Here is a 24,030-nt window from a genome sequence, read left to right as displayed (position 1 = left end):
GCTGCTGCTGGCTTCTGGTGGCGTCGGGTGTCACCCGGACTGCGTCGGGATGGTGCCGTCGAGGCATGCTGACACTCAACCACGGGGGTATGACAGAAAATCGGCGGTCGGTCGACGCTTCGACCGCCATACGGCTGGTGTCCTTGCGGCCCTGCGCTTCACACGTTCGGTGGCGACGGTCAGTAGCACAGTTCCTCCCGGACTTGGACGTCGATCGCTCACCAGCACGCTGCTCGTATCGACGGTTACTGGGAACGGCATCCATACGTCACCTGTTGGGCAGGCACCCTCCGGAGTCGACGCCGTGAGTAGTCAGGCGGGTGCAGCCGCCAACCACATCCGGCGACACCGCGAAACCGGTTCACCGGCATTGCCGCAGGCGGCCTGCGCCTTGACCAGCTTGGTCTTGGCGACCTCCAGGGCCGCCCATATGGCCGAGAAGGATCTTGGCGCGTTCGTCGTCGAGGCGCGGGCGCGGCGCCGGCCGGTCGATGTCCGCTGGCCGGCCGGCGCCGCCCGTGAGGTCTGCGGCGGGGCTGGTGGCGGAGACGGGCTCCGCCACCAGCCGTGGAATCAGTAGGTGTTGATGGTGCCCAGGTTGCCGCCCCAGTCGCCCCAGCCGATCTCACCGGTGTACCACCAGTACCAGTACTGCAGGGTGCCGTTCTGACCGTGCGCGAAGACGTAGTGCTGGGCGCCGGTGTCCGTGTGGACGCTCGGTGGGCCCATGACCGTGCCGCCGTTGAAGAGCGTGTACGTGATGGTGGACGGGGCGCCGGAGCGGCCGTTCCAGCGCCACATGCGGCCGTCGGTGCCCTCGGCGTAGATCCAGATCTCGTTCGTCCACCACCACACCGCGGTGGGTTGTCCGAGCGCGCCGCCGCCCCAGTTCACGTCGAGGATCGAGCTCGAGGGTCCGGTGCTGGTGAAGTACCAGCGGTGGATCGTCTTGCCGGCGGTGCCGGTGCCGATGCGGGCGAAGACGTTGATCTGGTTGGCGACGATGACGGCGGTGGGGTCGCCGTAGACCGACTGGGCGTTGGCGAACGCGACCGGCGCCGGCGCGGCGGTCATCGTCCGGGGCTGCTCCCACCACTGCATGTGGTTGGCGGTGTTGCGGGCGAAGACCTCGAAGCGGCCGTCCGGCGCGAGGAACGCGGACGGGGTCCCGTCCGCCGCCGGGGCGCCGTTCCAGGTCTCGAACGCCGGTGCCTGCCCGGGTTTCTGATACCAGTGCCGCAGCGTGCCGTCGGACGCCGGGGTGAAGACGTGCCGTTCGCCGTTGTAGGCGAAGCCGCTCGGCCCGCCCGTCGCACCGGCGCCCCAGTCGGTCTTCGTCAGGCCGTTCGTCGGCGACCACCGGTAGTTCCAGAGGTGGTTGTCGGTGCCGCGGAAGAAGACATCGAGGTCCGGGCCGACCTGGTAGGCCACCGGCTGGCTGGCGGCGTTGCCGCCCCAGTCCACCATCGTGACGGCCGCGGTCGGCGACACGTTGTACCGCACGATGTGGCCGTTCGCGTCGCGTTGGAAGTCGCTGTACCCGTTGGGCACGTTGAGGCTGCGCCCGGCGGTGACGGTGCTGGAGGCGGTGGGGCTGCCGGAGACCGTGCCGGTCGTCGCCAGCTCGGCGATCTCGTGCGCGGTCGCCGCATGGTCGAAGATGTCGACGTCGTCGACGCTGCCGTTCACCCAGTCGTACCCGGCGGGGTTGGTGCCGTACTTCGCCCGGCCGATCGAGAGCGGCCCGTAGGCGTTCCACACCGCCGGGCGGGACGCCGTCCCGGCCAGCACGCCGTTGAGGTACAGCCGGATCGTGCCGTTCTCGTCGTAGACGCCGGCGACGTGTCTCCACACACCGACCGGCTGGTCGGCGACGGTGACGGAGACGGGTGCCGGCGGCGAGGTGGTGTCGGCCGACGGGATGAGGAACACCCACTTGCCGAGCGCGTACTGCAGGTAGAACCCGGTCTGGTTCGTCCCCTCCTGCGACAGCACGGTCTGGAACCCGTTGGCGGTGTTGAGCTTCACCCAGGCCGCGACGGTGAAGCCGCGGTCGGTGCGGATGACCTGCTGGCTCGTCGACGCGTACTGGTTGGTGCCGTTCAGGACCAGGCTCTGGTCGCCGGGGCGGACCGTGCGGCCGGTCCCGCGGGTCGCACCGTTGTGCACGGTGGCCGGGTTGTCGCCGTAGTCGTCGAAGACTCCGGTGCCGGTCTCGTCGAAGCGCCACGCGGCCCGGCGTTCCGGCTTCTCCGACACGGTCCAGGAGCGCTGCATGGTCGGCACCGTGAACCCGGTGGCCTCGGACAGCGACGTCCACAGCTGCGTCACGCCGGCGAGCTGACCGCCGGCGAACGCCGCCAGGTCGTCGCGGCCGTCGGCGTTGAGGTCGGACGTCTGGAGTTGGGTAACCTTCCGCGAGTCGAAGGCGGTGCCGGCCGTCCATCCGGCGCCGACGGTGAACCCGGTGCCGGTCGAGGTGGCGATGGTCAGGTTGCTGGTGGTCGCGGAGACCTCCGTCAGCGCGAGGATGTCGGCGCGGCCCCGGCCGGCCGTGGTGTCGCCGTCGAAGTTGCCCGCCGCGAAGCGGCTGTGGTCGTAGGCGACGGCCAACGTCACGTCCGCGGCCGTCGGCAGGGTGCTGACGCCCGACAGGTACTTCCAGATCTTCGTGCTGACCCCGGACTCCTGCACCAGCGCCACGTCGGCGTCACCGTCGGCGTCGAAGTCGCCGGCGAGCATGTCGAAACGCCCCCACGACCAGCCGGTTGCCTGGGTGCGCCAGTTGGTCGCGATGTACTGGCCGGTGCCGGGATCGCGGTCGAAGCGGAAGATGTCCCAGCCGCCGGAGCCGTTGTTGCGCACGACGGCGATGTCGGTGTCGCCGTCGCCGTCGAAGTCGCCGGCCTGTGCGCGGATCGAGGCCAGTGTCCACAGTGGATCGCCGACCGGGCTGGTCCACAGGACGATGTCGGAGACGTCGAACCGGTTGCCCTTGGACTGCAGCAGATACAGACGTAGCCTGCCGTCGGGGTCCTGGCGGAAGAGGGCGTGGTCGCTGAGGCCGTCGCCGGTGAAGTCGCCGCTGACGAAGCGCATGGTGACGAAGGAGGAGCCGTCGCGGCCGGTGTCCCAGCCGACGGTCTGGGTGGAGAGCTGGATGTTGCCCTCGGCGGTGGCGCCGTCGGAGGTGAGGGTCCAGGCGCGGAGGCGGTCGCCGCCGGCGTCGATGATGGCGGAGATGTCGCCCTTGCCGTCGCCGTTCACGTCGCCGCGTTTCGCCGCCGGCGCCGCACCGGTGGCGTTGGCGACCAGGTAGTAGGGCTCGGCGGTGGCGGCGCTGACGTTGCCGGCCCGGTCCTCGGCCTGGACGTAGAGCTCGGCCTCGGGGAAGCCGGTCTCCGGGTTGGTCCACAGGGTGATCGGGACGGTGGCGTTGCCGTCCTCCTGGGCGGGCACCCAGCCGGTCAGCTTGTCGGCGGCGAAGCCGTAGCGGTAGCCGGCGATGTCGGTGTCAGCGGCGGCGCGGTGGAAGGCGATGCTGCCGGACTCGCCTTCGTTACGGATCGGCACGCCGTTGGGGAAGTCCTCCGGACCGGCCGGGTCGGTCGCCGCGCGCACGGCGGGGTCGATGGTCGGAACGCCGGGACCCTGGGTGTCGACGATGAAGAAGCACCGGTTGCTCCAGGCGCTGACGCCGGAGCCGTCATTGCTCCTGGCCCGGTACGAGTACACCGTGTTCGCCGTGAGCTTGCCGGCCGGGACCGGTGACCAGGCGGCCGCGGATCCGTTGGCGACGTCGAAGGTCTTCGCCTCGAAGACCACGGTCTCGGTGGCGCCCTGCAGCACGTTGATCTCGCCGTGCAGGGTGTTCGCGTCGGTGTCGTGCAGCAGCGCGGTGAAGGTCGGCGTCAGCATGCCCGCGGGCATCCGGGTCGGCCGCGACTGGGGGCCGCAGCCGGTCGGTGGGACGGTGTCGAGTTCCGCCGGCACGTTCGGGGTGGTGTTGTACTCGACCGTGAGCGCGGCCGAGAACGGCATGAACTGCTTCCACTGGAACTTGTCGCCCTCGTTGGGCGCGCGCAGGCCGAAGGTCATCTGCGCGCCGTAGGCGCCGTTCGCCGCGTTCTGCACGACGGAGTTGATCGCCGGGAACTGGTCGCTGGACCAGTACATGTTCATGTCGGGCTGGTTGCCGCCGGCGCAGCCGTTGCCCTGGTTGGCGTGCCCGCCCTGCTCGCCGAGGTACCAGTTCCAGGTGCCGGCCCCGGACGCGTTGTCCCACGTGACGGGGTTGCTGCTGTACACGTTCGCGGTGGAGTAGAGGTACGCGAGGGTGTCACCGCAGCTGGCCGAGTGGTCCAGCGTGATGGAGAAGGTCGAGCGGGTGATCTGCTTGCCGGAGAGCAGCGGGGTGCCGAAGAGGAAGAACGACCGCCACGGGGTCTTCGTCGTCGCGTAGCCCGAGTAGCCGACCTTGGCCCGGTCCCGGTCGTTCGACCAGTACGAGGTGCCGTTGTTGGCCTTGTTGATGTGGGTCCAGTTGCCGTTGTTGACGACGACCGCGGAGGGGTCGACGTAGACCGGGAAGTTGAGGTCCGGCCGGCTCAGCATGGCCCGGTCGGGCACGATCGTGATGGCGTCGCCGGTCACCTTCGACCTGGCCTTCGCGGTGTGCGCCGGCTGCGCCTGCAGCCGCTCGTCCTCGGTCGCGCCGGCGGACAGCAGCGGGGTGTCCCACATGGACGGCGGGTCGCCGGCGAAGACCTCGGTGCCCCTGCCGTCCTTCAGGAGGAACCCGCCGTCGGCGCGGCCGGAGAGCGTCAGCTCCTTGGTCTTCACGCCGAGGGTGAGGCTGCGCAGCGCGTCGCTGTCGGCGGCGGCGCGGTCGTTGACGACGAAGAGCTTGCTGAACCCGCCGCGTTGCGCGGTGACCCGCAGGTCGATGCCGGGCAGCACGTTGGGGTAGACGGCGGAGTCGCCGTCCAGCCGCGGCGGGGGCAGCGCCCCGGGCCAGGTGAGGGTGAACTCGCGGCCGTGGTCGCGGACGCGGACGATGTCGCCGTTGCCGCCGGCGGAGAAGGTGAGGTCGACCGGGCCGGCCTTGGACCGCAGCCCCCCGGCGGCGGGGTCCGGCTGCAGCGTCAGGTCGACCGGGACCCAGGTCTTGCCCTGCAGCACCCGCACGGGGGCGGTGTACTGCCGCATCGTGTAGGTGCCGGACGGGTTCGCGAAGTACTCGGTCGTCTCGGTGCGTCGCTCGAGGATCTCCACCGGCTTGCCGGTGTGTTTGGCCTCGGCGAACCGGGTCGCGGTCGGCACCTCGGCCGCGATCGCGCCGGGCTGCTGCTGCGCCGGGTTGGCGGCGGTCGGCGGCTGCGCCGACGGCTCCTGCCCGCCGAACTGCGACCAGTTGATCACCGCCGCCGCGGTCAGGACCGCCGCGACGCTCAGCACCGGCCAGCGCCGGCGTAATGCTTGCGATCTCATCTGTTGCCCTCCCCGTGGGTGTTGTCGCCGTGCCCGTATACGGCGTGTGGGTCGCCCGTTTTGGGGCGACCCACACGACATCCGCTGTTCACGACGGTGACACCTTGGGCGCATGCGCGTAGGCAGGACGGCCTCGCGCCCGCGCCCCGGTGTCGTTGCGCCGCAGCTTAGGGGCATGCACGTGAATTTTTCAATGCCTTGTAAATCGGTGAATCGACATGGATGATCCGTTCTGCGATGCCTCTGCTCGAGGTGTTGATCATGGCTCGTTACGGGGAGGATGCCGTGGTCTGGTCCGGGTTTCATGCTGCGCGGACGGAAGTTCCGCCGGTTCGCCACCGCCGCCGTTGGCGGCAGCGGATGGTCTCGACGCTGCTTGGTGTGATTGCCGTTACGCTTGCCGCTGGTGCGGTGGCGGTGTTGCCGGCGCATGCGGCGCCGGTGGATCCGTTCGTGGCGGTGCCGAACCAGGTGGAGCGGGTCGTCCCGGCGGACAAGAGCCACCACAACGTGGTGCAGCCGCTCGTCGACGCGGAGCAGGACATCTCGCTCAAGGCGAGTCCGCCGGTGGCGTGGCCGGCGGCGGAGACCACGACGGTCGATCTGGCCGCGCTGCGTCTGGCGGTGGAGCCGCAGCGGACGAACGCGCATGTGGTGAGTCCGGCGAGAGCGGGGCCGGCCCGGGCCGGTGGCAGCCCGGTGTTCGTGGGTGACGCCCGTGAGGTGCGGGAGGACCTGCGGAAGGTGCCCCTGGCGGGACCCGCCGCCGTGCGGGTCGAGGTGTATGACCGGGCCCGCACCGCGAAGTCCCGGGTGGACGGTCTGTTGCTGCGGGTGTCGCGGCCGGACCGGGCGATGAGCAGTGACAAGATCGCGGTTGAGGTTGATTACAGCGGTTTCCGGGCCGCGTACGGTGGCGCCTGGAGCTCCCGGCTGAGGCTGGTTGAGCTGCCCGAGTGCGCCGCGACAACTCCGGAGTTGAGCGCCTGCCAGGTGGGCACGAAGCTGGCCGCGACCAATGACACCACGGCCGGGCGGATCGGTGGTGACGTGACCCTGGCCGGTGGCGCGTCCAAGCTCCTCGCGGTGCAGGCCGCCGCCTCGGGTAGTGCGGGGAACTTCGGCGCGACGTCGTTGACGACGTCGTCGACGTGGAATGCGGGTGGTGCGACCGGTGACTTCACCTGGTCCTACCCGTTGCGGGTGCCGCCGGCGAACGGTGGTCCGAGCCCGAGCATCAGCCTTGCGTATGCGTCCAGTGCGGTGGACGGCCGGACGAACGCGGCGAACAACCAGACGTCGTGGATCGGGATGGGGTTCGAGTTCGCACCCGGTCAGATCGAGCGGCGGTACAAGCCGTGTGCGGCCGATGTGGAGGGCGCGGCGAACAACAAGACCCGCCCGACGGGTGACATGTGCTGGTTCTCCGACAACGCGAGCATCTCCCTGAACGGGCACTCGTCGGAGCTGGTCCGGGTCGGGACCACGAACTTCTGGAAGTTGAAGGACGACGACGGCACGATCGTCGAGCAGAAGTTCGACGGGGGCCGCAACAACGGCGACGACAACGGCGAGTACTGGATCTTCACCTCGCCGGACGGCACGCAGTACTACCTGGGCTACAACCGGCTGCCGGGCTGGAACGGCGGCGAGGAGACCAAGTCGACGTTCACGCTGCCGGTGTACGGCAACCACCCTGGTGAGGCGTGCTACAACGCGTCGTTCCAGGCGTCGGCGTGCCGGCAGGGCTACAAGTGGAACGTCGACTATGTCGTGGACGTCAACGGCAACACGATGTCGTACTTCTACGATCCGGAGACCAACAACTACGCCCGCTACGGTGAGGCGAACAGCCCGGACTGGTACACCCGCGGCGGGAACCTGAAGCGGATCGAGTACGGGCAGCGCAGCAACGCCGTGACGAGCACTCCGGCCTTGGCGCGGGTGTTGTTCGAGACCGGTGACCGGTGCCTGCCGAACACGAACTGCAACGACGCGTGGAACTGGCCGGACACGCCGATGGACCTCAACTGTGCCGCGGCGCCGTGCACGCAGACGTTCTCGCCGGCGTTCTTCACCAAACGCCGCCTGACGCAGGTCGACACCGAGGTCCTGAACAACAACGGGGTCGGCTACCGGCCCGTGGACCGGTACACGCTGCGGCACTCCTACGTCAGCGGCGACGCGGCGACCGGGTACGCGCTGTGGCTCGACGGGATCAAGCAGACCGGCCGCGGTGCCACGCCGGAGATCGAGATGCCGGAGGTGACGTTCGACGGGACGTTCCTGCCGAACCGGGTCGACGACCTGGCGAACAACATCGCGCCGTTGAACTGGCGCCGGATCATCGGGATCACGAACGAGAACGGCGGCACCCTCGCGGTCCGGTACAAGGACCCGAACTGCTCCCGGACGAACCTTCCGGCGTCGCCAGCGACGAACACGCAGCGGTGCATGCCGGTCAAGGGCAGCGACGACGCGTACCCGAACCGCATCGACTGGTTCCACAAGTATGTCGTGGACCGGGTGACCCAGTCGGTGGCCGGATACACGGTGCCGGCGGTGACGCAGGTCGTGAACGACTACGAGTACGTCGGTGACGCCGCGTGGCGGTTCGACGAGCTCGACGGCATCACGCCGGAGGAGGACAAGACGTGGTCGCAGTGGCGCGGCTACGGCACCGTCATCACCCGGACCGGTGACGGCAACGACGGCACCCGCGGCAAGACCGAGTCGCGGTTCTACCGGGGCATGAACGGCGACAAGACCGGCACCGCCGGGGTGTTCAAGACGGTCAACGTGACCGACTCCAGGGGTGGGTCGGTCCCGGACGAGGACCGGTTCAACGGTCAGACCCGGGAGACGAGCAGTTTCCTGGACGACACGACCCGGCTGAGCACCACCATCTCGGACTTCTGGGTGTCGGCGGCGACGGCGACGCAGACCCGGCCGTGGGGTGTCATCAACGCCACCAAGACCGCCACCTCGGCCACCTACTCGTACACGTACCTGAGCCCGACGAACGTCCGTGAGACCCGTGTGGTCAACACGATCGCCGCCGACGGGACGATCACCGCGGTGCACAACCAGGGCGTGGTCGGCGACACCACCGACGATCAGTGCACGAAGTACACGTTCGCGTCCAGCGGTGTCGCGTACCTGCCGAACCGGCCGGTCCGGGCCCAGACGCTCAGCGCGGCGTGCTCGGTCGCCGACCCGCCGAAGGGCGACGTGCTGTCGGACTCCCGCACGTACTACGACGGCTCCGACACGTTCGGCTATGTCGGCGCGCGTGGCCTCGCGACGCGGGTCGACGTGGTCAACGGGTTCAGCGGCGCGAACGCCTCCAGCGCTACGTATCAGACGAAGTCGAAGGCGGTGTACAACGCCGACGGCAACATGACCGACTCCTACGACGTCAAGCTGAACCGGACGAAGACGGAGTACGCCCGTAACGGCAACGGGCCGATCACCCGCATCACGACGACGGACCCGATCAACCACGTCACTTATATCGAGTCGGATCCCGCGTGGGGCGCGCCGGTGCTCACCGGTGACTCGAGCAACGCCACGGTGTTGGGCGATGTGAAGAACGAGGTCGAGCTCGACGCCCTGGGCCGGGTGCTCAAGGTGTGGGGTTCGACCCGCGTCCGCGGCGTGGACACCCCGGACACCAGCTACCAGTACCTGATCCAGCGCAACGCCCCGCCGGTCGTCGTGTCGACGACGCTGCAGTCGCCGGCCGGCGCGCTCGCGCCGCAGTACACGTCGAAGTACGAGATCTACGACGGGTTGCTCCGGCTGCGGCAGACGCAGATCGCCAGTCCCTCCGGTGGGCGGTCGGTCAACACGATCGACTACGACAGCCAGAACCGGATCGTGAAGCGCTCCGGCCCGATCTACAACGACGCGCCGTCCGGCTTCAGTTACCTGCCGATGAACGAGGCGTCACTGCCCAACCAGGTCCGGACCGTGTACGACGGCGCCAGCCGGGTCACCGCCGAAATCCTGATGGGCCACAACGCGTCCGGACTGTTCGAGAAGTGGCGCACCACGACCACGTACAGCGGTGACCAGGTCAGCACGACGCCGCCCGCCGGCGCCGGCGCGACCACGGTCACGTACGACGCGCAGGGCCGGGTGTCGAAGCTGTGGCAGTACAAGACCGGCGTGCCGACACCGACGGACCCGACCAGTTACGACGAGACGAAGTACAGCTATTACAAGGACGGGCAGCAGAGCGTCGTCGAGGACTCCGCCGGCAACAAGTGGGAGTACTTCTACGACGACCTGCACCGCACCAAGGAGATCAGGGAACCGGACCGGGGCACGTCGAAGGTCGAGTACAACTCGTACGGCGAGGTCATCAAGACCATCGACGCCCGCAACCAGGCACTCGGCATCACCTACGACACGGTCGGCCGCCCGGTCGAGCTCAGGGACGTGACGCTCACGCCGGAGAAGCGCCTGGCGACGTGGACGTACGACACGCTCAAGAAGGGTCTGCCGACGTCGTCGTCGCGGTGGGTCGGTTCGGACGAGTACCGCAGCTCGGTCGTTGAGTACGACCACGCGATGCGGCCCACGAAGACCTCCATCGGCATCCCCATGATCGAGGGTGGTCTCGCCGACACCTACCTGTACGAGCACACGTACAACTTCGACGGGTCACCGAAGACGACGACGCTCCCGGCCGCCGGTAATTTGCCGTCGGAGACGCTGACGTACGGCTACAACGTGTGGGGTCTGCCGTTCTCCCTGACCGGCGCGTCGACGTATGTGCAGGCGTCGGCGTACAACTCCTTCGCGGAGCCGTTGAGCGTGACGGTCGGCGCGACCGGTGCCGGGAACAAGTCGCTGCTGCTGCAGTTCACCTACGACGAGGCGACCCGCCGGTTGGCGTCGTCCTCGGCCCGCCCGAACGGCGGCTCGTCGGTCTACAACGCGAAATACACCTACGACGCGGTCGGCAACACCACGTCGGTGTCGGACCAGCCGGCCCTCACCAGTCAGCCGCAGGACCACCAGTGCTTCGCATACGACTACCTGCGGCGCATGACCGAAGCGTGGACACCGACCACACTGGACTGTTCGGCCGCGAACCGTACCGTCGCCAACCTCGGCGGGCCGGCGAAGTACTGGAGCAGCTACACCTTCGACAAGACCGGCAACCGCACGACCGAAACGAAGCACGAGCTGCCGGGCGAGCCGACCAAGAACTACCTCTACGGCACCGGGCACAAGCTCGGCAGCACGACCGTTGGCGGGAGCACCCTCACGTCGTACCAGTACGACGCCTCCGGGAACACCACCCAGCGGGTCGTCGGCGGCAGCACGCAGGTCCTCGACTGGAACTCCGAGGGCAAGCTCGCCAAGGTCACCGAGGGCACGAAGATCACCAAGTTCCTCAACGACGCCTCCGGTCAACGGCTCATCCGCCGCGACGACACTGGCACCACGCTCTACCTCCCGGGCCAGGAGATCCACCTGAGCAGCGGCGGCGCGGAGACCGGCACCCGCTACTACAACCACGGCGGGTTGAACGTCGCCGTCCGCACCGACGACAACAAGCTCACGTATCTGGCGTCGGACCAGCACGGCACCGCGACCGTGGCGATGGACGCGTCCACCGGCACCTTCCAGAAGCGGCGGGCCACCCCGTTCGGTGAGGACCGCGGCGCGGCCGTCACCGGATGGCCGGGTGACAAGGGCTTCATCGGCGGCACGAAAGACCAGTCGACGGGCCTGACGCACCTCGGTGCCCGCGAGTACGACCCGACGCTGGGCCGGTTCATCTCGGTCGACCCGCTGACAATCCCGGAGGACCCGCAGCGGCTCAACGGCTACGCGTACGGCAACAACGCGCCGATCGTCAACGCCGACCCGACCGGCGAGGCGTTCCCGCCCGACCCGGACGCCAGCCCTGGGCCGCCCCCGGCGCCGAAGCCCGGCCTCACGCCGGAGGAGGAAGCGGCCCGCGCCGAGGCCGAGGCCATCAAGAAGAAGTCCATGATGGACATCATCCTCGAACAGGGGCTGGCGTTCCTCCTCGACTTCCTCGGCCTCACCGACATCATCGACTGCATCAACACCCGCAAGGTCAGCTCGTGCGTCAACGCGCTGCTCGGCGTATTCCCATCAGGCCGGGTCCTGAAGTCTCTCAACTCGATCCGTAAAGGCATCGAGCGGGCGTTCTCCGCCTACCAGTCATGGCAGAAAGCCATGAAGATCGCCAACGACGTCATCAAACGCACCGACGACCTCATCGCCGCGGCCAAGAAGAAAGCCGACGAACTCGCCGCCAACATCGGCGCCGGCGCCAAGAAAGCCGACGACGGCCCAGGCGGACTCGCCGACGACGCGGGCAACGCAGCCGGCGGCGGGGGCAAGGCCGGAAATCCCACCAAGTGCGGCGGCAAGGGTGCGGGCCACAGCTTCAATCCAGAGACGCTCATCCAGATGGCAGATGGGTCCGTCAAACCCATCAAAGACGTCAAGGCCGGCGACGAGGTCGTAGCCACGGACCCGGAAACGGGTCGGACGACGACCCGCGTGGTCGAGCGGCAGCACGTCAACCTGGACACCGACCTCGTCGATGTCACGCTCGCCAGTGGCGCCGGCGTCGAGACACTGCACACGACTGAACATCACCCGTTCTGGTCCGTGACCCGCCAGGCATGGGTCGATGCGGCCGCCCTGCAGCCGGGCGAGCAGGTCCAAACGCTCGACGGCGTGACGTTGGTCGTTCTCGAGGTCCAGTTCCTCGGCGCGACGCGGGTCATGTACGACCTCACCATTGCCGAGATCCACACGTATTACGTGCGCGCCGGCACCTCGCCGGTACTAGTTCACAACTGTGACAACTCGGACCATGCGCGAGACTGCTACTGTGATTACGGAGACCCTGTCAAGCCGCGGGCAAAACCGCTCAGTGATGAAATGTGGGAAGATGCTGCCGATGAGGTGGCGTCCTCGTCCTCGTCCTCGACCTCGGCTCGCGCAGTCCACGGGGTGTTGGCAGGCATAGACGACGGGCTCACGGCGAGCGATCTCGACGAAATCATTCAGAGTCCGGATATGACCCTTCGACAGAATTCGGACGATGCATTCGTCTATATTCGAAACCTTGGGAGAAACCGAGCGTACGCGGTCATCCGCAACGCAGAAGACGGTGGACCAATCACCAGTTTTGAATTGACGATGACAGCTTTGAGAAGCAGGATCCGTGAGGGGAGGTGGCGTGTCTGACGACGGCGGTAGGGCAACGTGTTGCTTCTGTTATAAGCTGATCCGTCTTGAAGAAGATGGATATGCGATGCGAGTGCGGCTGGCCAGCCTGTCGGACCTGCACACCCGGCAGGAGATGTACACCCATTCGGCGTGCCTGAGAGAACGGCTTTACAGCGGTTTCAATGTCTGGTGGGAGTAGGAATACGTCCACCGATGAATGACTGCTCCGGGGAGGCCCAGTGGCTGGGCCTCCCCGGGCGCCGTGGCTCCTCTCAAGGCGCGCAGCGCAGGGCTACTCGGCGGGGCGAAGCGGTCCAGGGCGGGCATGTAGCGGCGGTACGGGCCGACCTCCTCGCGGTAGCGGCCCGCCACCTCGCCGATCTGCGCCAGGTGGGTCAGGTCGTGCGCGACCCACGCTGACAGCGCCTGCGACAGCGTCACCGTCCCGAACTCCGGGTGCGTGCCGGTCAGCGTCGTGTCGGCCGGCGTGAGGAAGGCGAGCCCTTCCAGCGACCGCTCCCGCACCACCTGGAATCGGTCCAGCGGCGAGGCGACCGGCTCGCGGACGACAGCAGGGCGACCCGATCGAAGGCCTAGAAGGTACGGCCGGTGCCGTGGGTGGCGGCTGGAGCGCTCTGGTGCTCGCCGACGTTCCGTGGGACTGGGAGTGACCCCGTTCGGTAGCGCGAAGGACGCTGCCGAACGGGGTCGTGATGTAAGGAGCTAGTGCCACTTCTGGTTGCTGGCGCCGTTGCAGTCCCAGATCTGCAGGCGGTTGCCGTCGACGGCGTTCGCGGCCGGGATGTCGATGCAGCGGTTGCTGCCGTTGCCGATGATCGCTCCGGTCCCGGAGCTGCCGCAGGCGGGCGCGGTGTCGAAGGTGTCGGTGAGGTGGAACGGGGCGTCGGCGCCGAGCGACGCCGTCACCACCCGCGCGGTCGCGATCAGGCCGGTTCCGTTGGTGGCAGTGACCGAAGTGACCCCCGGCGGGACGCTGCCGAGGAGCCAGAACGAGCGCGGGCCGTTATGCCGAACATGACCCTGGCCAGCCTGGGCGACGTGTCGGCGATCCTGTTCGCGCACAAACGCGTCGTTGTCGAGGATGCTGTTGACGAGCACCGCGCAGAGCCGCCCAGTCGTCGAACGACGATGGCGAACCGCTGCCGCGTGACCAGCGTAGGCAGGGACAGCCGGTCAGCGACCAGGACGATCTCGCCGGCCGGCGGGTTCGTGCCGTAGAGGTCGGACGTGGTGGCCGCGGTGATCAGGTCGAAGTCCTGCAGCGACGACTCCGTCCGGCCTTCGAACCCGGCGTAGCCGATCACGCCGGCGACGGCGAGCATGATCAGCGCGGCCGTGAGCCACAGCCGGCGACGAGTGTGGGTAGCGTGCGGTTCCCCCGTGCCCACGCATAGACGGTGTGCGGTGCGGGCGAGGCCGGCCGGCCCCACGCTGGTGCGCGGGACCGGCCGGGAGGCGGTGTCAGTACACCTCGAACTCGTAGATGCGCGTCGCGCCGCCGGAGCCCTGTTCGGCTGCGATGACGTTCATGCGGACGTAGCGGGCGGTGGCGGTGAAGGTGTGCGAGGAGACGCTGGCCGTGTTGCCGCGGACCTGCGCGACCGTGCTCCAGGTGGTGCCGTCGGAGGAGACCTGCAGGTCGAAGTCGCGGGTGTTCCACGAGGTGCTCTCGCCGCCGGCGCCGGCGTGGCGGACCGTCACCGACGTGAGGGCCTTGGCGCTGCCAAGGTCGACCTGGAGATACTTGGTCGCCGCGGTCGAGCAGAACTTGTCGCTGGTGCCGCCGGAGACGGTGCCGTTGACGGCCTTGGCCGGCGACTCGTTGGCGTTGCAGGAGGCCGAGCCGGTGGCGGGCCGGTTCAAGGCGAGGTTGGGCGAACCCGAAGCGACGTCGAACGACGGCGGCGCGTCGGCGAGAGCGCTGCCCCAGGACGAGGCGGTGGTGCCGACCGTGAAGGCCAGGGTCCCGCCGTTGGCGACGAAGGACTCCGGCAGCCACGCGCGGTTGGACGCGGTGCCGTTGACGGTGAGGCTCTGCACATACGTGGCGGCGCCCGGTGCGGTGATGCTGATGGTCTTGCCGTTGCCGCGGTTGACGGTGACGCCCGGGAAGAGCGGCGCCGACACCAGCAGCTCCGAGCGGCCCGGGGTGAGCGGGTGGATGCCCATGGCGGACCACACGTACCAGGCGGACATCGCGCCGAGGTCGTCCTGGCCGGGGATGCCGGTCGGGGTCGGCGCCCACAGCGCGTTGAGCGTCTGGCGGATCGTCTGCTGCGCCTTGTCGGGGCGGCCGGCGAAGTTGTAGAGCCACGGCACCCAGATCGACGGCTCGTTGTCCATCTCGGACTTGGTGCCGCCGGCGCCGGTCAGCGCCCAGCTGCCGTCGCTGTTGTGGAAGAAGCTGTCGAGGCGGCTGACGGCGGTGGCGTTGCCGCCCATGCGGTCGAAGAGGCCGCGGACGTTGTGCGGGATCATCCAGGTGTACTGGGCGGCGCTGCCCTCGGCGAACCCGCTGTCGCTGCCCGGGCTGAACGACGGCCAGGTGCCGTTGTCGTTACGGTCCTGGATGTAGCCGCCGTTGCCAGGGTTGAAGACATTCTTCCAGTACTGCGACCGGGCCAGGAACTGCGACGCGGTGGCGGTGCTGCCGAGCCGGGCCGCCAGCTGCGAGACGCCGAAGTCGGCGACGGAGACCTCGAGGGTCTCGCCGGCGCCGCCCCAGGCGTTGCCGTTGGTGGGGATGTAGTTGATCGACAGCCACTTGTCCAGCGACGGCCGCTCGCCGACGACCATGACGTTCCAGCCGTCGCGGCTCAGGTCCGCGGCGGTGACGGTGGTGGCCGCGTGGACCATCGAGGTGAGCGCGCCGGCCGCGTCGAAGCCGGTGCCGCCGAACGCGTAGATGCTCGGCACCGCCGCGTGCGCCGGGTCGCCGGTCATCACGTGGGTGCCGCCCTGGTTGTGGGTCCAGCGGTCCCAGACGCCGCCGTTCTGGGTGGCCTGGTTGAGCAGCGACTGGGCGATGTCCGCGCCGACGTCCGGGCGCAGCAGCGTCACCAGTTGGACCTGCCCGCGGTACACGTCCCAGCCGGAGAAGTTGGCGTACTGGGCGTGCCCGCTCGCCGCCGTGTGCACCTGCTGGTCCATGCCGGTGTACTGGCCGTTGACGTCGCTGAAGACGTTCGGGTGCAGCAGCGCGTGGTACAGCGCGGTGTAGAACGTCTGCAGCTGCGCGGTGGTGCCGCCGCTGACGTCGATGCGGCCGAGCTCGGTGTTCCAGGCGTCGGTGGCGCGCTGGCGCACCGTGTCGAACGTCGTCCCGGCCGGGTTCTCCGCGGCGAGGTTGGCCTGCGCGTTGGCCTGGCTCACGTACGAGATGCCGACCCGCACGCCCACGGCCGTGCCCTGGCTGAGGTCGAAGGTGACGTAGCCGCCGGAGCCCCGGCCGGCGACGGGCCAGCCGTCGGTGCCGTAGGTCGTGCCGCCGGACGCGGACGTCGTGCCGGCCCGCAGGGTCCCGTCCTGCCAGGTGCCGACGCTGCTGAACGGCTTGTCGAACACCGCGGTGAAGTGCAGCGTGTAGTAGCTGCGGCGGCCGACGGCGTTGATGTAGCCGCAGAAGTTGCCGCTGGTCACCGAGCCGCTGATGGTACGGCTGGCGGCGTCGATGTTCACCGTCGCGGCGCTGCTGCCGACCTCGGAGTTGGACGTGCGGACCAGCATCGTGGCGGTGCTGCCGGTCGGGTACGTGAACCGGCCGGCGCCGGTGCGGGTGGTGGCGGTCAGCTCGGTGTTGACCCCGGAGTTGAGGCCCACCCGGTAGTAGCCGGCGGTGGCGGTCTCGTTGGCGTGGGAGAAGCTGCTGGCGTAGGTGGCGTCGGTGGTGTCCGCGGACGGCGACGAGCCGACCGTGCCGACGTACGGCATGAAGGGGATGTCACCGGACCCGCCGGCGCAGCCCGTGCCGGACATGTGGGTCAGGCTGAACCCGCGGGTGCGGGTGGTGCTGTACCCGTACCCGCCGGGCCGCACGGTCCGGGTCTGGTTGCCGGCCGTGTTCTCCGGGCTCCACTGCACCATCCCGTAGGGCGTGTCGGCGCCCGGGAAGGTCTCCCCGCCGTTGGTGCCGACGAGCGTGTTGACGTAGCCGGCGGGGTTCGTGACCGCGAACGCCGGTGCGGAACCCGCCAGGGGTGCCACGGCGGCGCCCACCAGCAGCGCGACCGCAACGAGCGACCGCCCGCCTCTGATTGACCTCATAAAGCCTCCATCCATCCAAGGATGTGAAAACTATGAGTATCAGTAGGTGCAGGTCAACGTCGATGTCATCGTTGGCACATTATTTTCATCGGAGGCGCGGAAAAGGGCGTGGGAGATTCGCGTTTGAGCTGTGTGTAGTTGGTCAAATACGTAGAGTGAAGCTACGTGCATCGAGACCAACGGGGGTTTCTACGAAATGGCTCAGACACGGCAGCAGCGTCTGAAGAGCGGCCGGTACAGGATTCCGGTCGCGGTCGGGGCGGCGGGCTTCCTCGTCGCGCTGACCGGCGGGATCGTGCAGGCGGCCGGCGCACAGACGACTGGGGCTGACGCAACGACGCGGGTCGCGGAGACCCTCCCGCCTGGGGTGGACCCGAGCACGATGGTGCCGGCGGACCCGAGCGCGGGGCCGTTCTCGGATCCGTGCGCCACGGACCCGGGCGGCAGCGCCGGCCCGTTCGGCAGCCCGGCACCCGGAACCAGCGCCAGTTCCAGCGCCAGCCCGACACCGACCGCCAGCGCGACGGTGGACCCCGGCCTGCCCACGGACCCGGGCCTGCCCACGGACCCAGGCGTGCCGGTGGACCCGGGGACCATCGATCCCGGCACCGTGAACCCCGGCCTGCCCGGGTGGTGGACCGGCCCGGTGGCGCCGAGCGGCCAGGCGGCCCTGTCCAGGGCCGAGGAGACGCCGACGCCGATGGTGCCCGGCCCGACCGACCCGACCGGGGTGGCGCCGTCAGGCACCGGACCCGCGGTCATCATCCCGCCGGGGATGAACGGCGCCACGCCGATCGCGACGCCCAGCGACGGCACGACACCGGTGCCCGGCGCCACACCGTCGTGCGCGACCGTCCCGGTGCCGATCCCGACCGACACGCTGATGCCGGCACCGACCGACACGGCCGCGCCGGTCCCGACGGACACCCTGGTGCCCGCGCCGACCGACACCGCCGTGCCGGCCCCGACCGACACCGCGGTGCCGATCCCGACCGTCGGCTGACGGCGACAACCGCAGCGGGGCCGCACGGAAGCGGCCCCGCCGCCGCATCGTCAGCGGACGATGCCAGCGGCTAAGGTCAAATCGTGACCGGACGACTGCTGGCGATCAGTGATCTGCATGTGTCGTATCAGGAGAACCGCGAGCTCGTCGATCAGCTCAAGCCGACGCATGACGACGACTGGCTGATCGTCGCCGGCGACGTGGGGGAGAAGATCGCCGACGTCGAATGGGCGCTGCGGACGTTGCGCGAGCGCTTCGCCAACCTGATCTGGGCGCCGGGCAACCACGAGCTGTGGACGACCCGCGACGACCCGGACCAGTCGCGGGGCGAGGAGCGGTATCAGCGGCTCGTGGCGATGTGCCGCAACATCGGCGTCGTCACCCCCGAGGACCCGTACCAGATCTGGGACGGCGCCGGCGGCCCGGTGATCGTGGCCCCGCTGTTCGTGCTCTACGACTACTCGTGGTGGCCGGCCGGGTCGACCAGCACCGAGGAGGCCATGGCCACGGCGCATGCGGCCGGGATCGTCGGCACCGACGAGGTGCTGCTGCACTTCGACCCGCATCCGGGGCGCGCCGCCTGGTGCCGGGCCCGGGTCGAGCTGACCGAGCCGCGGCTCGAGGCCGCCGCGCGGGACCTGCCGACCGTGCTGGTCAACCACTTCCCCCTGGTCCGGCACCCCACGGACGTGCTGCACTATCCGGAGTTCGCGCTGTGGTGCGGCACCGACCTGACCGCGACCTGGCCGACCCGGTTCCGGGCCCGCGAGGTCGTCTACGGCCACCTGCACATCCCGCGCACCACCTGGCAGGACGGGGTGCGGCACCAGGAGGTGTCGGTCGGCTACCCCCGGGAGTGGAGCCGCCGCCCGACACCGCCGGCCCGTCTCGTGCCGGTCCTGGAGCGCTGAGGCCCTACCGCTTGGTCACCGCCGACTGGAGCCGGTCGAGGAGGCGCAGCTCCAGGTCGAGGTCGGTCTGCCGGATGCTGGCGATGAGCACGGTGTCGACGCCGCTGCCCTCGAGCCCGGCGATGTCCTCGGCGATCTGCTCCGGCGCGCCGCCGAGGAACGGCCTGCCGTCGGTGATCGGGTCGTCGGTGAGCGGCACGTTGGCGCGGGCGACGACGCTGAGCGCCGCGGCGTCCCGGCCGGCCTCCCGGGCGAGCCGGCGGAACGTGGCCACGGTCTCGGTCAGCTGCTCGGCGGAGAACGCGATCGGGTTGAACCCGTCGGCGATCCGCGCGGCCCGCGCGATCCCGGCCGGGGTGGTGGACCCGAACAGGATCGGCAGCGGCTCCTGCACCGGCTTCGGGTTCACCTCGGATGCCTCGATCCGGTAGAAGCGGCCCTGGTACTGCGCGGGGTCCGGCCCCCAGCAGGCCCGCATCGCCTCGACGACCTCGTCCATGCCGGCGCCCATGCGCTTCATCGGCACGTTGGCGGCCTCGAACTCCTGCGGCATCCAGCCCTGCCCGAGCCCGGCGATCACCCGCCCGCCGCTGAGCTGGTCGAGCGTGGCGAGGCGGCGGGCGAGGACGATCGGCGGGTGCAGCAGCGCGTCGATGACGCTGGTGCCCAGCTTGACGGTGCTGGTCAGGGCGGCGACGTAGCTCAGCGTCTCCAGGGGCTCATAGGTCAGCCGGTACGTCTCGGGGATCCGCGCCGGTGGGGCACCGAACATCGAGATCTCGGCCATCGGCCGCAGGAGCCGTTCGTAGGTCCACACGGAGTGATACCCGAGCTGTTCGGCCTCTCTCGCGATCCGGGCGATGTTCGCCGGTCCCGCGAGGGCGCCTGAGGTTGGCAACTGGACGCCGAGCTGCATCCGCTTCCCCAATCAGTATCGAGATACGTCTCCCTTCAAACGTGACACAGACCGCGGGTCAGTAGGGGGTGACGCCGTAGGCGGTCGCGGCGCGGCGGACCGGGGAGTAGTAGCTGGCGCCGCCGGTGGCGCAGTTGCCGCTGCCGCCCCAGTTGATGCCGATGCCGGCGGTCCCGGCGTAGAGCGGGCCGCCGCTCTCCCCGGGCTCGCTGCACACGGTGGTGCGGATCAGGCCGTACACGGTGCCGCCGGCGTAGTTGATGGTCACGTTCAGCGCGGTGATCGTGCCGGTCCTGATCCCGTTCGGGCCGGCCCGGCGCACGGCCTGTCCCACGGTCCCGGCGGCGAACGTGGTGATCGGCTGCGCCCCGACGGCGCTGGGCTTCGCGATGGTGGTGTTGGTGTACCGCACCAGGGCGTGGTCGTACGTGGTGTCGCGCGCGGCGACGACGCCCAGGACGGTCGTGGTCCCGGTGCCCGCGTAGACGGTGGCGCCGACCGCCGGGACGCAGTGCGCCGCGGTCAGGAAGTAGTACGTGGCGCCGGCCTTGGCGTTGAAGGCGATCAGGCAGCGCCCGCCGACGGCGCCGGCGTTGAAGACGTCCCCGCCGGCGATGTGCGGCTTCCTCGTGCCCGGCTCGCGCACGACCGTCCCACCCTGTCGGGTGACTGCCCTGGTCAGCGCGGCGGCGACGGCCGGGCGGACCGTGTCGTCGAGGCTGACCGTCAGTGTTTCGTCGCTCCACCAGGCGGTGCCGGGCGTTGTGGTGAACGCCGACAGGGACGGTGCGGCTTCGGCGGTCGTGGTGGGCAGCAGGATCGCCACTGCCACCAGGACGCCGGCAAGAACCCTTCGCATGGGGCCCTCCATCTAGAGATGTAAATCTCTAGATGGTATCGGCTCAGTGTCCCGAGTGGTTGCGCTGGCAGCAGCGGGCCCGCGCGAGGAGCTCGTGCATGCGGGGCGCGGCCTCGTCGGCGGTGCGCAGGGGCGCGCTGAACGGCAGCTGCACGTCGCGGTGGCGACCGGCGAACTCCAGCCGGAGCACCACGCCGAAGCGGTCCATCCGGACGGGCACCACGCGGTGGACGCCGTGCAGGTGGTGCGGCGCGATCAGCCGGGACAGGTGCTCGATCGCCTCGGGGTGGGCGTCGGTGAGGTGGCACAGCAGGTCGGCCTCCTCCCGGGCGAGGGGGTCGGGGCTGGCCGCGGCGAACGCGTCCGCCTCGACCTCGACCTCGCCGAGGATCCCGTCGATCAGGGTGGCCGAGGCGAGCTCGAGCACCGCCCACAGGTCGCCGCTGTGCTCGCCCACCGCCCGCGGGTCGCCGTCGTGCCCGCCCACCGCCCGCGGGTCGCGGTCGCGCTCGCCCAGCGACCGCGGGTCGCCGTCGCGCTCGCCCAGCGGCTGCAGCCAGCCGGAGAACGTCGCCCTGGAGCGGATCCGGCCGCCGGCGGACCGTACCGGCGTCGGCGCGATGTCGGTGATCTCGATGGCGGCGGCCAGGTCGGGCTCGGCCTCGACCAGTTGCGCGACGGGACTGCCGGCGGGCAGTTCGACGATCACGCGGCCGTGCCCGTCGACGTGGTGGCGGCCGATGAGGTCGCAGCGGTGACCGGGAATGTGCAGCGTCAGGGACGACGCCGCCGTCAGCAGCGTGCGGAGTCGTTCCGCGGCGGTGGGGAGCTTGATCCCGGGCATGCAGACCTCCTAAGGTTAGGCTTACCTTAGTAGAGAGGGAGCGAATGAACCAGTCTCGGCCGAAGGTTCGGCTGTCCCGGGCGCTCGGCATGCCGCTGACCCCCAAATGCGTCAAATACTTCGAGCGGCGGCCATTCCCGCCCGGCCAGCACGGACGGGCCCGGCCGAAGCACAGCGACTACAAGGTCCGGCTGCTCGAGAAGCAGCGGCTGAAGGCGCAGTACAACCTGCGCGAGAGCCAGCTGCGGCACGCCTTCGACCGGGCCGCGAGCCGGCCGGGCAAGACGGGCGAGGAGCTGATCGTCGACCTGGAGACCCGGCTCGACGCGCTGGTCCTGCGGGCCGGCTTCGCCCGGACGATCTACCAGGCGCGGCAGATCGTCACGCACCAGCACCTGACCGTCAACGGCCGCCGGGTCGACCGGCCGTCGGCGCGGCTGCGCCCGGGCGACGTCATCGAGGTCGCGGAGCGCAGCCGGCAGAAGACGCCGTTCGTGATCGCCGCCGCGGGCGCACACGTCGGGGAGCGGACCGCGCCGTACCTGAGCGTCGACGTGTCCGGGCTGACCGCCCGGCTGATCCGGCTGCCGCTGCGCCGCGAGGTGCCGGTCATCTGCGACGAGCAGCTCATCGTGGAGTTCTACAGCCGGTAGCACCTAGAGTTGCCAGCAGTGGAAACCTATGACGTGATCGTGGTCGGGCTCGGCGGGATGGGCAGCTCAGCGGCCTACCATCTCGCCGCCCGCGGCCGGCGGGTGCTCGGTCTGGACCGCCACGGCCCAGCCCACGACCAGGGCGCCAGCCACGGCGGGTCGCGGATCACCCGCCAGTCCTACTTCGAGGACCCGGCCTACGTGCCGCTGCTGCTGCGGGCGTATGAACTGTGGGAGGCCCTGGAGCGCGACTCCGGGCGGGACCTGATGGACCTGTGCGGCGGCCTGATGCTCGGCGCGCCCGACAGCCTCACCGTCGAAGGCAGCCGGCGCTCCTCCGAGCAGTGGGGTCTGCCGCACGAGATGCTCGACGCCGCCGCGATCCGCCGGCGGTTCCCGAACCTCCGTCCGGCGCCGCACGAGATCGGCCTGTACGAGCGCAAGGCCGGACTGGTCCGCCCCGAGGAAACGGTCCGCGCCCACCTCGACCTGGCCGCTCGTGCGGGTGCTGTCCTGCGGTTCGAGGAGCCGGTGCTGTCGTGGACCGCGGACTCCGGCAGTGTCTCGGTCCGCACCGTCCAGGGCTCGTACTCCGCCGGCGAGCTGGTGATCTGTCCTGGCCCGTGGGCGCCCTCGCTGCTCGCCGACCTGGGCATCCAGTTCTCCGTCGAGCGGCAGGTGCAGTTCTTCTTCCAGCCCGTCGATGGGGTCGACGCGTACCTGCCGGACCGCCAGCCGATCTTCATCTGGGAAGGTCCTCCGGGGACGCAGGTCTACGGCTTCCCCGCACTGGACGGTCCTTCCGGTGGGGTCAAGGTCGCCTTCTTCCGCGGCGGTGAGGTGACCACGCCGTCGACGATCGACCGGTCCATCCGTCCCGACGAGATCGCGGCCGTCGCGGCGCATCTCGCCGACCGGGTGCCGGGCCTGGCCGGGCGCTATCTCGGCGGCAAGACCTGCATGTACACCAACACCGCCGACACCCATTTCGTCATCGGGCGGCATCCGGGGCATGCGCGGGTCACCGTCGCGTGCGGCTTCTCCGGTCACGGGTTCAAGTTCGTGCCGGTGGTCGGGGAGATCCTCGCCGACCTGGCGCTGACGGGGTCGACCGCGCACCCGATCGAGCTGTTCGATCCACGGCGGCCGCGCAGTGCTCACGCCTGAGGAGCTCCTGGACGAGACGTGTGTGGCATGTCCCGGACAGCGGCTGCCCCTCGGGGCGTTCGACGTGGCGCCGCGGCCGTCGCCGGCGATCCCGTTCTCGTCTTCGCTGGGGTACCGGGTAGCGGCGGCCACTGGTGTGCCGACGTGCGTGCACGCCTTCCGGGTGGGAGTACCACCGGGTCTGTACGCCTCAGGGGGTGTGCCGCTGCCCACATCCGGTGCCGCGCCCGCTCCTTCCGAGGCCGATCTCTCGCCGCCGTCGGACGGGACGTTGCTGGAGGCGTGGTTCCTCGCGCTCGTCCGGTCCACGCCCTCCGCCCGGCTGGCGGTCACCCTCGCGGGTGCCGAACGGTTGGCGGCAACGCGCTTCCCACCTGCGGAAATCCTTGCGGCGATGCGGCGGGTCCTCGGCGGTGGTTGACACTGCGGCGAGGGGCGAGTAAGTTTGCACAGCCAGCACGAGCCGGGCGGATGGGTTGCTTAGCGACCATCGGCCGGTGTGCAAGGCCAGCCGCAACTTCACTCACCTAACCGGTGAGCGTCAGCGCGACTGTGTTCGGGCGAGGCAAGCGAATCTCTTGAGAATCGCGATTTTGCGAAATCGGCCGGATGGTTCTACAGTATTGGAAGCCCCAAGGAAGCGCCTCAACAAAGAGGCGGTTTCGCGGTGTGT

The 24,030-nt window shown here is 69.6% G+C and carries 11 protein-coding genes and 1 pseudogene; 5 read left to right on the top strand and 7 right to left on the bottom strand.

The genetic code is table 11. From position 1 onward, the window contains the following. Positions 1-573: 573 nt before the first annotated feature. On the bottom strand, positions 574-5,490 hold the full coding sequence (locus Dsi01nite_RS51460) for a LamG-like jellyroll fold domain-containing protein (protein WP_203853844.1): 4,917 nt from the start codon (positions 5,488-5,490) through the stop codon (positions 574-576). Between the two features lie 441 nt (positions 5,491-5,931). On the opposite strand from Dsi01nite_RS51460, the gene Dsi01nite_RS51455 reads away from it, so the two are divergent. Next, positions 5,932-12,738 (top strand): polymorphic toxin-type HINT domain-containing protein, encoded by a 6,807-nt coding sequence (locus tag Dsi01nite_RS51455; protein ID WP_203853843.1) that lies wholly within the window; start codon positions 5,932-5,934, stop codon positions 12,736-12,738. Between the two features lie 150 nt (positions 12,739-12,888). Here Dsi01nite_RS51455 and Dsi01nite_RS51450 read toward each other — a convergent pair. From Dsi01nite_RS51450 to Dsi01nite_RS51440, 3 genes and pseudogenes are all read right to left on the bottom strand, one after another. Beyond that, positions 12,889-13,314 (bottom strand): annotated as a pseudogene (locus tag Dsi01nite_RS51450) (DinB family protein); the annotation flags it as partial. A gap of 129 nt (positions 13,315-13,443) precedes the next feature. Beyond that, positions 13,444-13,839, bottom strand: a complete 396-nt coding sequence (locus tag Dsi01nite_RS51445; RefSeq protein WP_203853842.1) for an RICIN domain-containing protein — start codon at positions 13,837-13,839, stop codon at positions 13,444-13,446. A 363-nt stretch (positions 13,840-14,202) separates the two neighbouring features. Then, a complete protein-coding gene (locus Dsi01nite_RS51440) occupies positions 14,203-17,004 on the bottom strand; it encodes a GH92 family glycosyl hydrolase (RefSeq protein WP_203853841.1) in 2,802 nt (933 codons plus the stop codon). Positions 17,005-17,200: 196 nt separating this feature from the next. On the opposite strand from Dsi01nite_RS51440, the gene Dsi01nite_RS51435 reads away from it, so the two are divergent. After that, positions 17,201-18,007: a hypothetical protein gene (locus tag Dsi01nite_RS51435; RefSeq protein ID WP_203853840.1), complete on the top strand. Its 807-nt coding sequence runs from the start codon at positions 17,201-17,203 to the stop codon at positions 18,005-18,007. Between the two features lie 83 nt (positions 18,008-18,090). Then, positions 18,091-18,918 (top strand): metallophosphoesterase family protein, encoded by an 828-nt coding sequence (locus Dsi01nite_RS51430; RefSeq protein WP_203853839.1) that lies wholly within the window; start codon positions 18,091-18,093, stop codon positions 18,916-18,918. Positions 18,919-18,922: 4 nt separating this feature from the next. Here Dsi01nite_RS51430 and Dsi01nite_RS51425 read toward each other — a convergent pair whose 3' ends face one another. The 3 genes from Dsi01nite_RS51425 to Dsi01nite_RS51415 are packed head-to-tail and all read right to left on the bottom strand — an operon-like array spanning position 18,923 to position 21,537. Further along, positions 18,923-19,834, bottom strand: a complete 912-nt coding sequence (locus Dsi01nite_RS51425) for a TIGR03619 family F420-dependent LLM class oxidoreductase (protein ID WP_203853838.1) — start codon at positions 19,832-19,834, stop codon at positions 18,923-18,925. Positions 19,835-19,892: 58 nt separating this feature from the next. Further along, positions 19,893-20,693 carry a S1 family peptidase gene (locus tag Dsi01nite_RS51420; RefSeq protein WP_203853837.1) on the bottom strand — a complete coding sequence of 267 codons (801 nt, stop codon included), beginning with the start codon at positions 20,691-20,693 and terminating at the stop codon, positions 19,893-19,895. 43 nt (positions 20,694-20,736) lie between these two features. Beyond that, positions 20,737-21,537 carry a DUF2470 domain-containing protein gene (locus tag Dsi01nite_RS51415; protein ID WP_203853836.1) on the bottom strand — a complete coding sequence of 267 codons (801 nt, stop codon included), beginning with the start codon at positions 21,535-21,537 and terminating at the stop codon, positions 20,737-20,739. Positions 21,538-21,581: 44 nt separating this feature from the next. Here Dsi01nite_RS51415 and rpsD point away from each other — a divergent pair, with 44 nt between their 5' ends. Then, positions 21,582-22,190: a 30S ribosomal protein S4 gene (rpsD, locus tag Dsi01nite_RS51410; RefSeq protein WP_203853835.1), complete on the top strand. Its 609-nt coding sequence runs from the start codon at positions 21,582-21,584 to the stop codon at positions 22,188-22,190. 18 nt (positions 22,191-22,208) lie between these two features. Beyond that, entirely contained in the window at positions 22,209-23,357 is a 1,149-nt protein-coding gene (solA, locus tag Dsi01nite_RS51405; protein WP_203853834.1) for an N-methyl-L-tryptophan oxidase, read from the top strand. Positions 23,358-24,030: the final 673 nt, after the last annotated feature.

The sequence above is a fragment of the Dactylosporangium siamense genome (genome assembly GCF_016862795.1).
GTDB lineage: Bacteria > Actinomycetota > Actinomycetes > Mycobacteriales > Micromonosporaceae > Dactylosporangium > Dactylosporangium siamense.
This window is presented reverse-complemented; position numbering and strand designations above follow the sequence as displayed.

What these genes read in the sequence shown, in the direction of transcription:
- rpsD (WP_203853835.1), top strand. Translation starts at nt 21,582, where the DNA reads ATGAACCAGTCTCGGCCGAAGGTTCGGCTGTCCCGGGCGCTCGGCATG.
- Dsi01nite_RS51440 (WP_203853841.1), bottom strand. Translation starts at nt 17,004, where the DNA reads ATGAGGTCAATCAGAGGCGGGCGGTCGCTCGTTGCGGTCGCGCTGCTG.
- Dsi01nite_RS51460 (WP_203853844.1), bottom strand. Translation starts at nt 5,490, where the DNA reads ATGAGATCGCAAGCATTACGCCGGCGCTGGCCGGTGCTGAGCGTCGCG.
- Dsi01nite_RS51420 (WP_203853837.1), bottom strand. Translation starts at nt 20,693, where the DNA reads ATGCGAAGGGTTCTTGCCGGCGTCCTGGTGGCAGTGGCGATCCTGCTG.
- Dsi01nite_RS51415 (WP_203853836.1), bottom strand. Translation starts at nt 21,537, where the DNA reads ATGCCCGGGATCAAGCTCCCCACCGCCGCGGAACGACTCCGCACGCTG.
- Dsi01nite_RS51435 (WP_203853840.1), top strand. Translation starts at nt 17,201, where the DNA reads ATGGCTCAGACACGGCAGCAGCGTCTGAAGAGCGGCCGGTACAGGATT.
- Dsi01nite_RS51425 (WP_203853838.1), bottom strand. Translation starts at nt 19,834, where the DNA reads ATGCAGCTCGGCGTCCAGTTGCCAACCTCAGGCGCCCTCGCGGGACCG.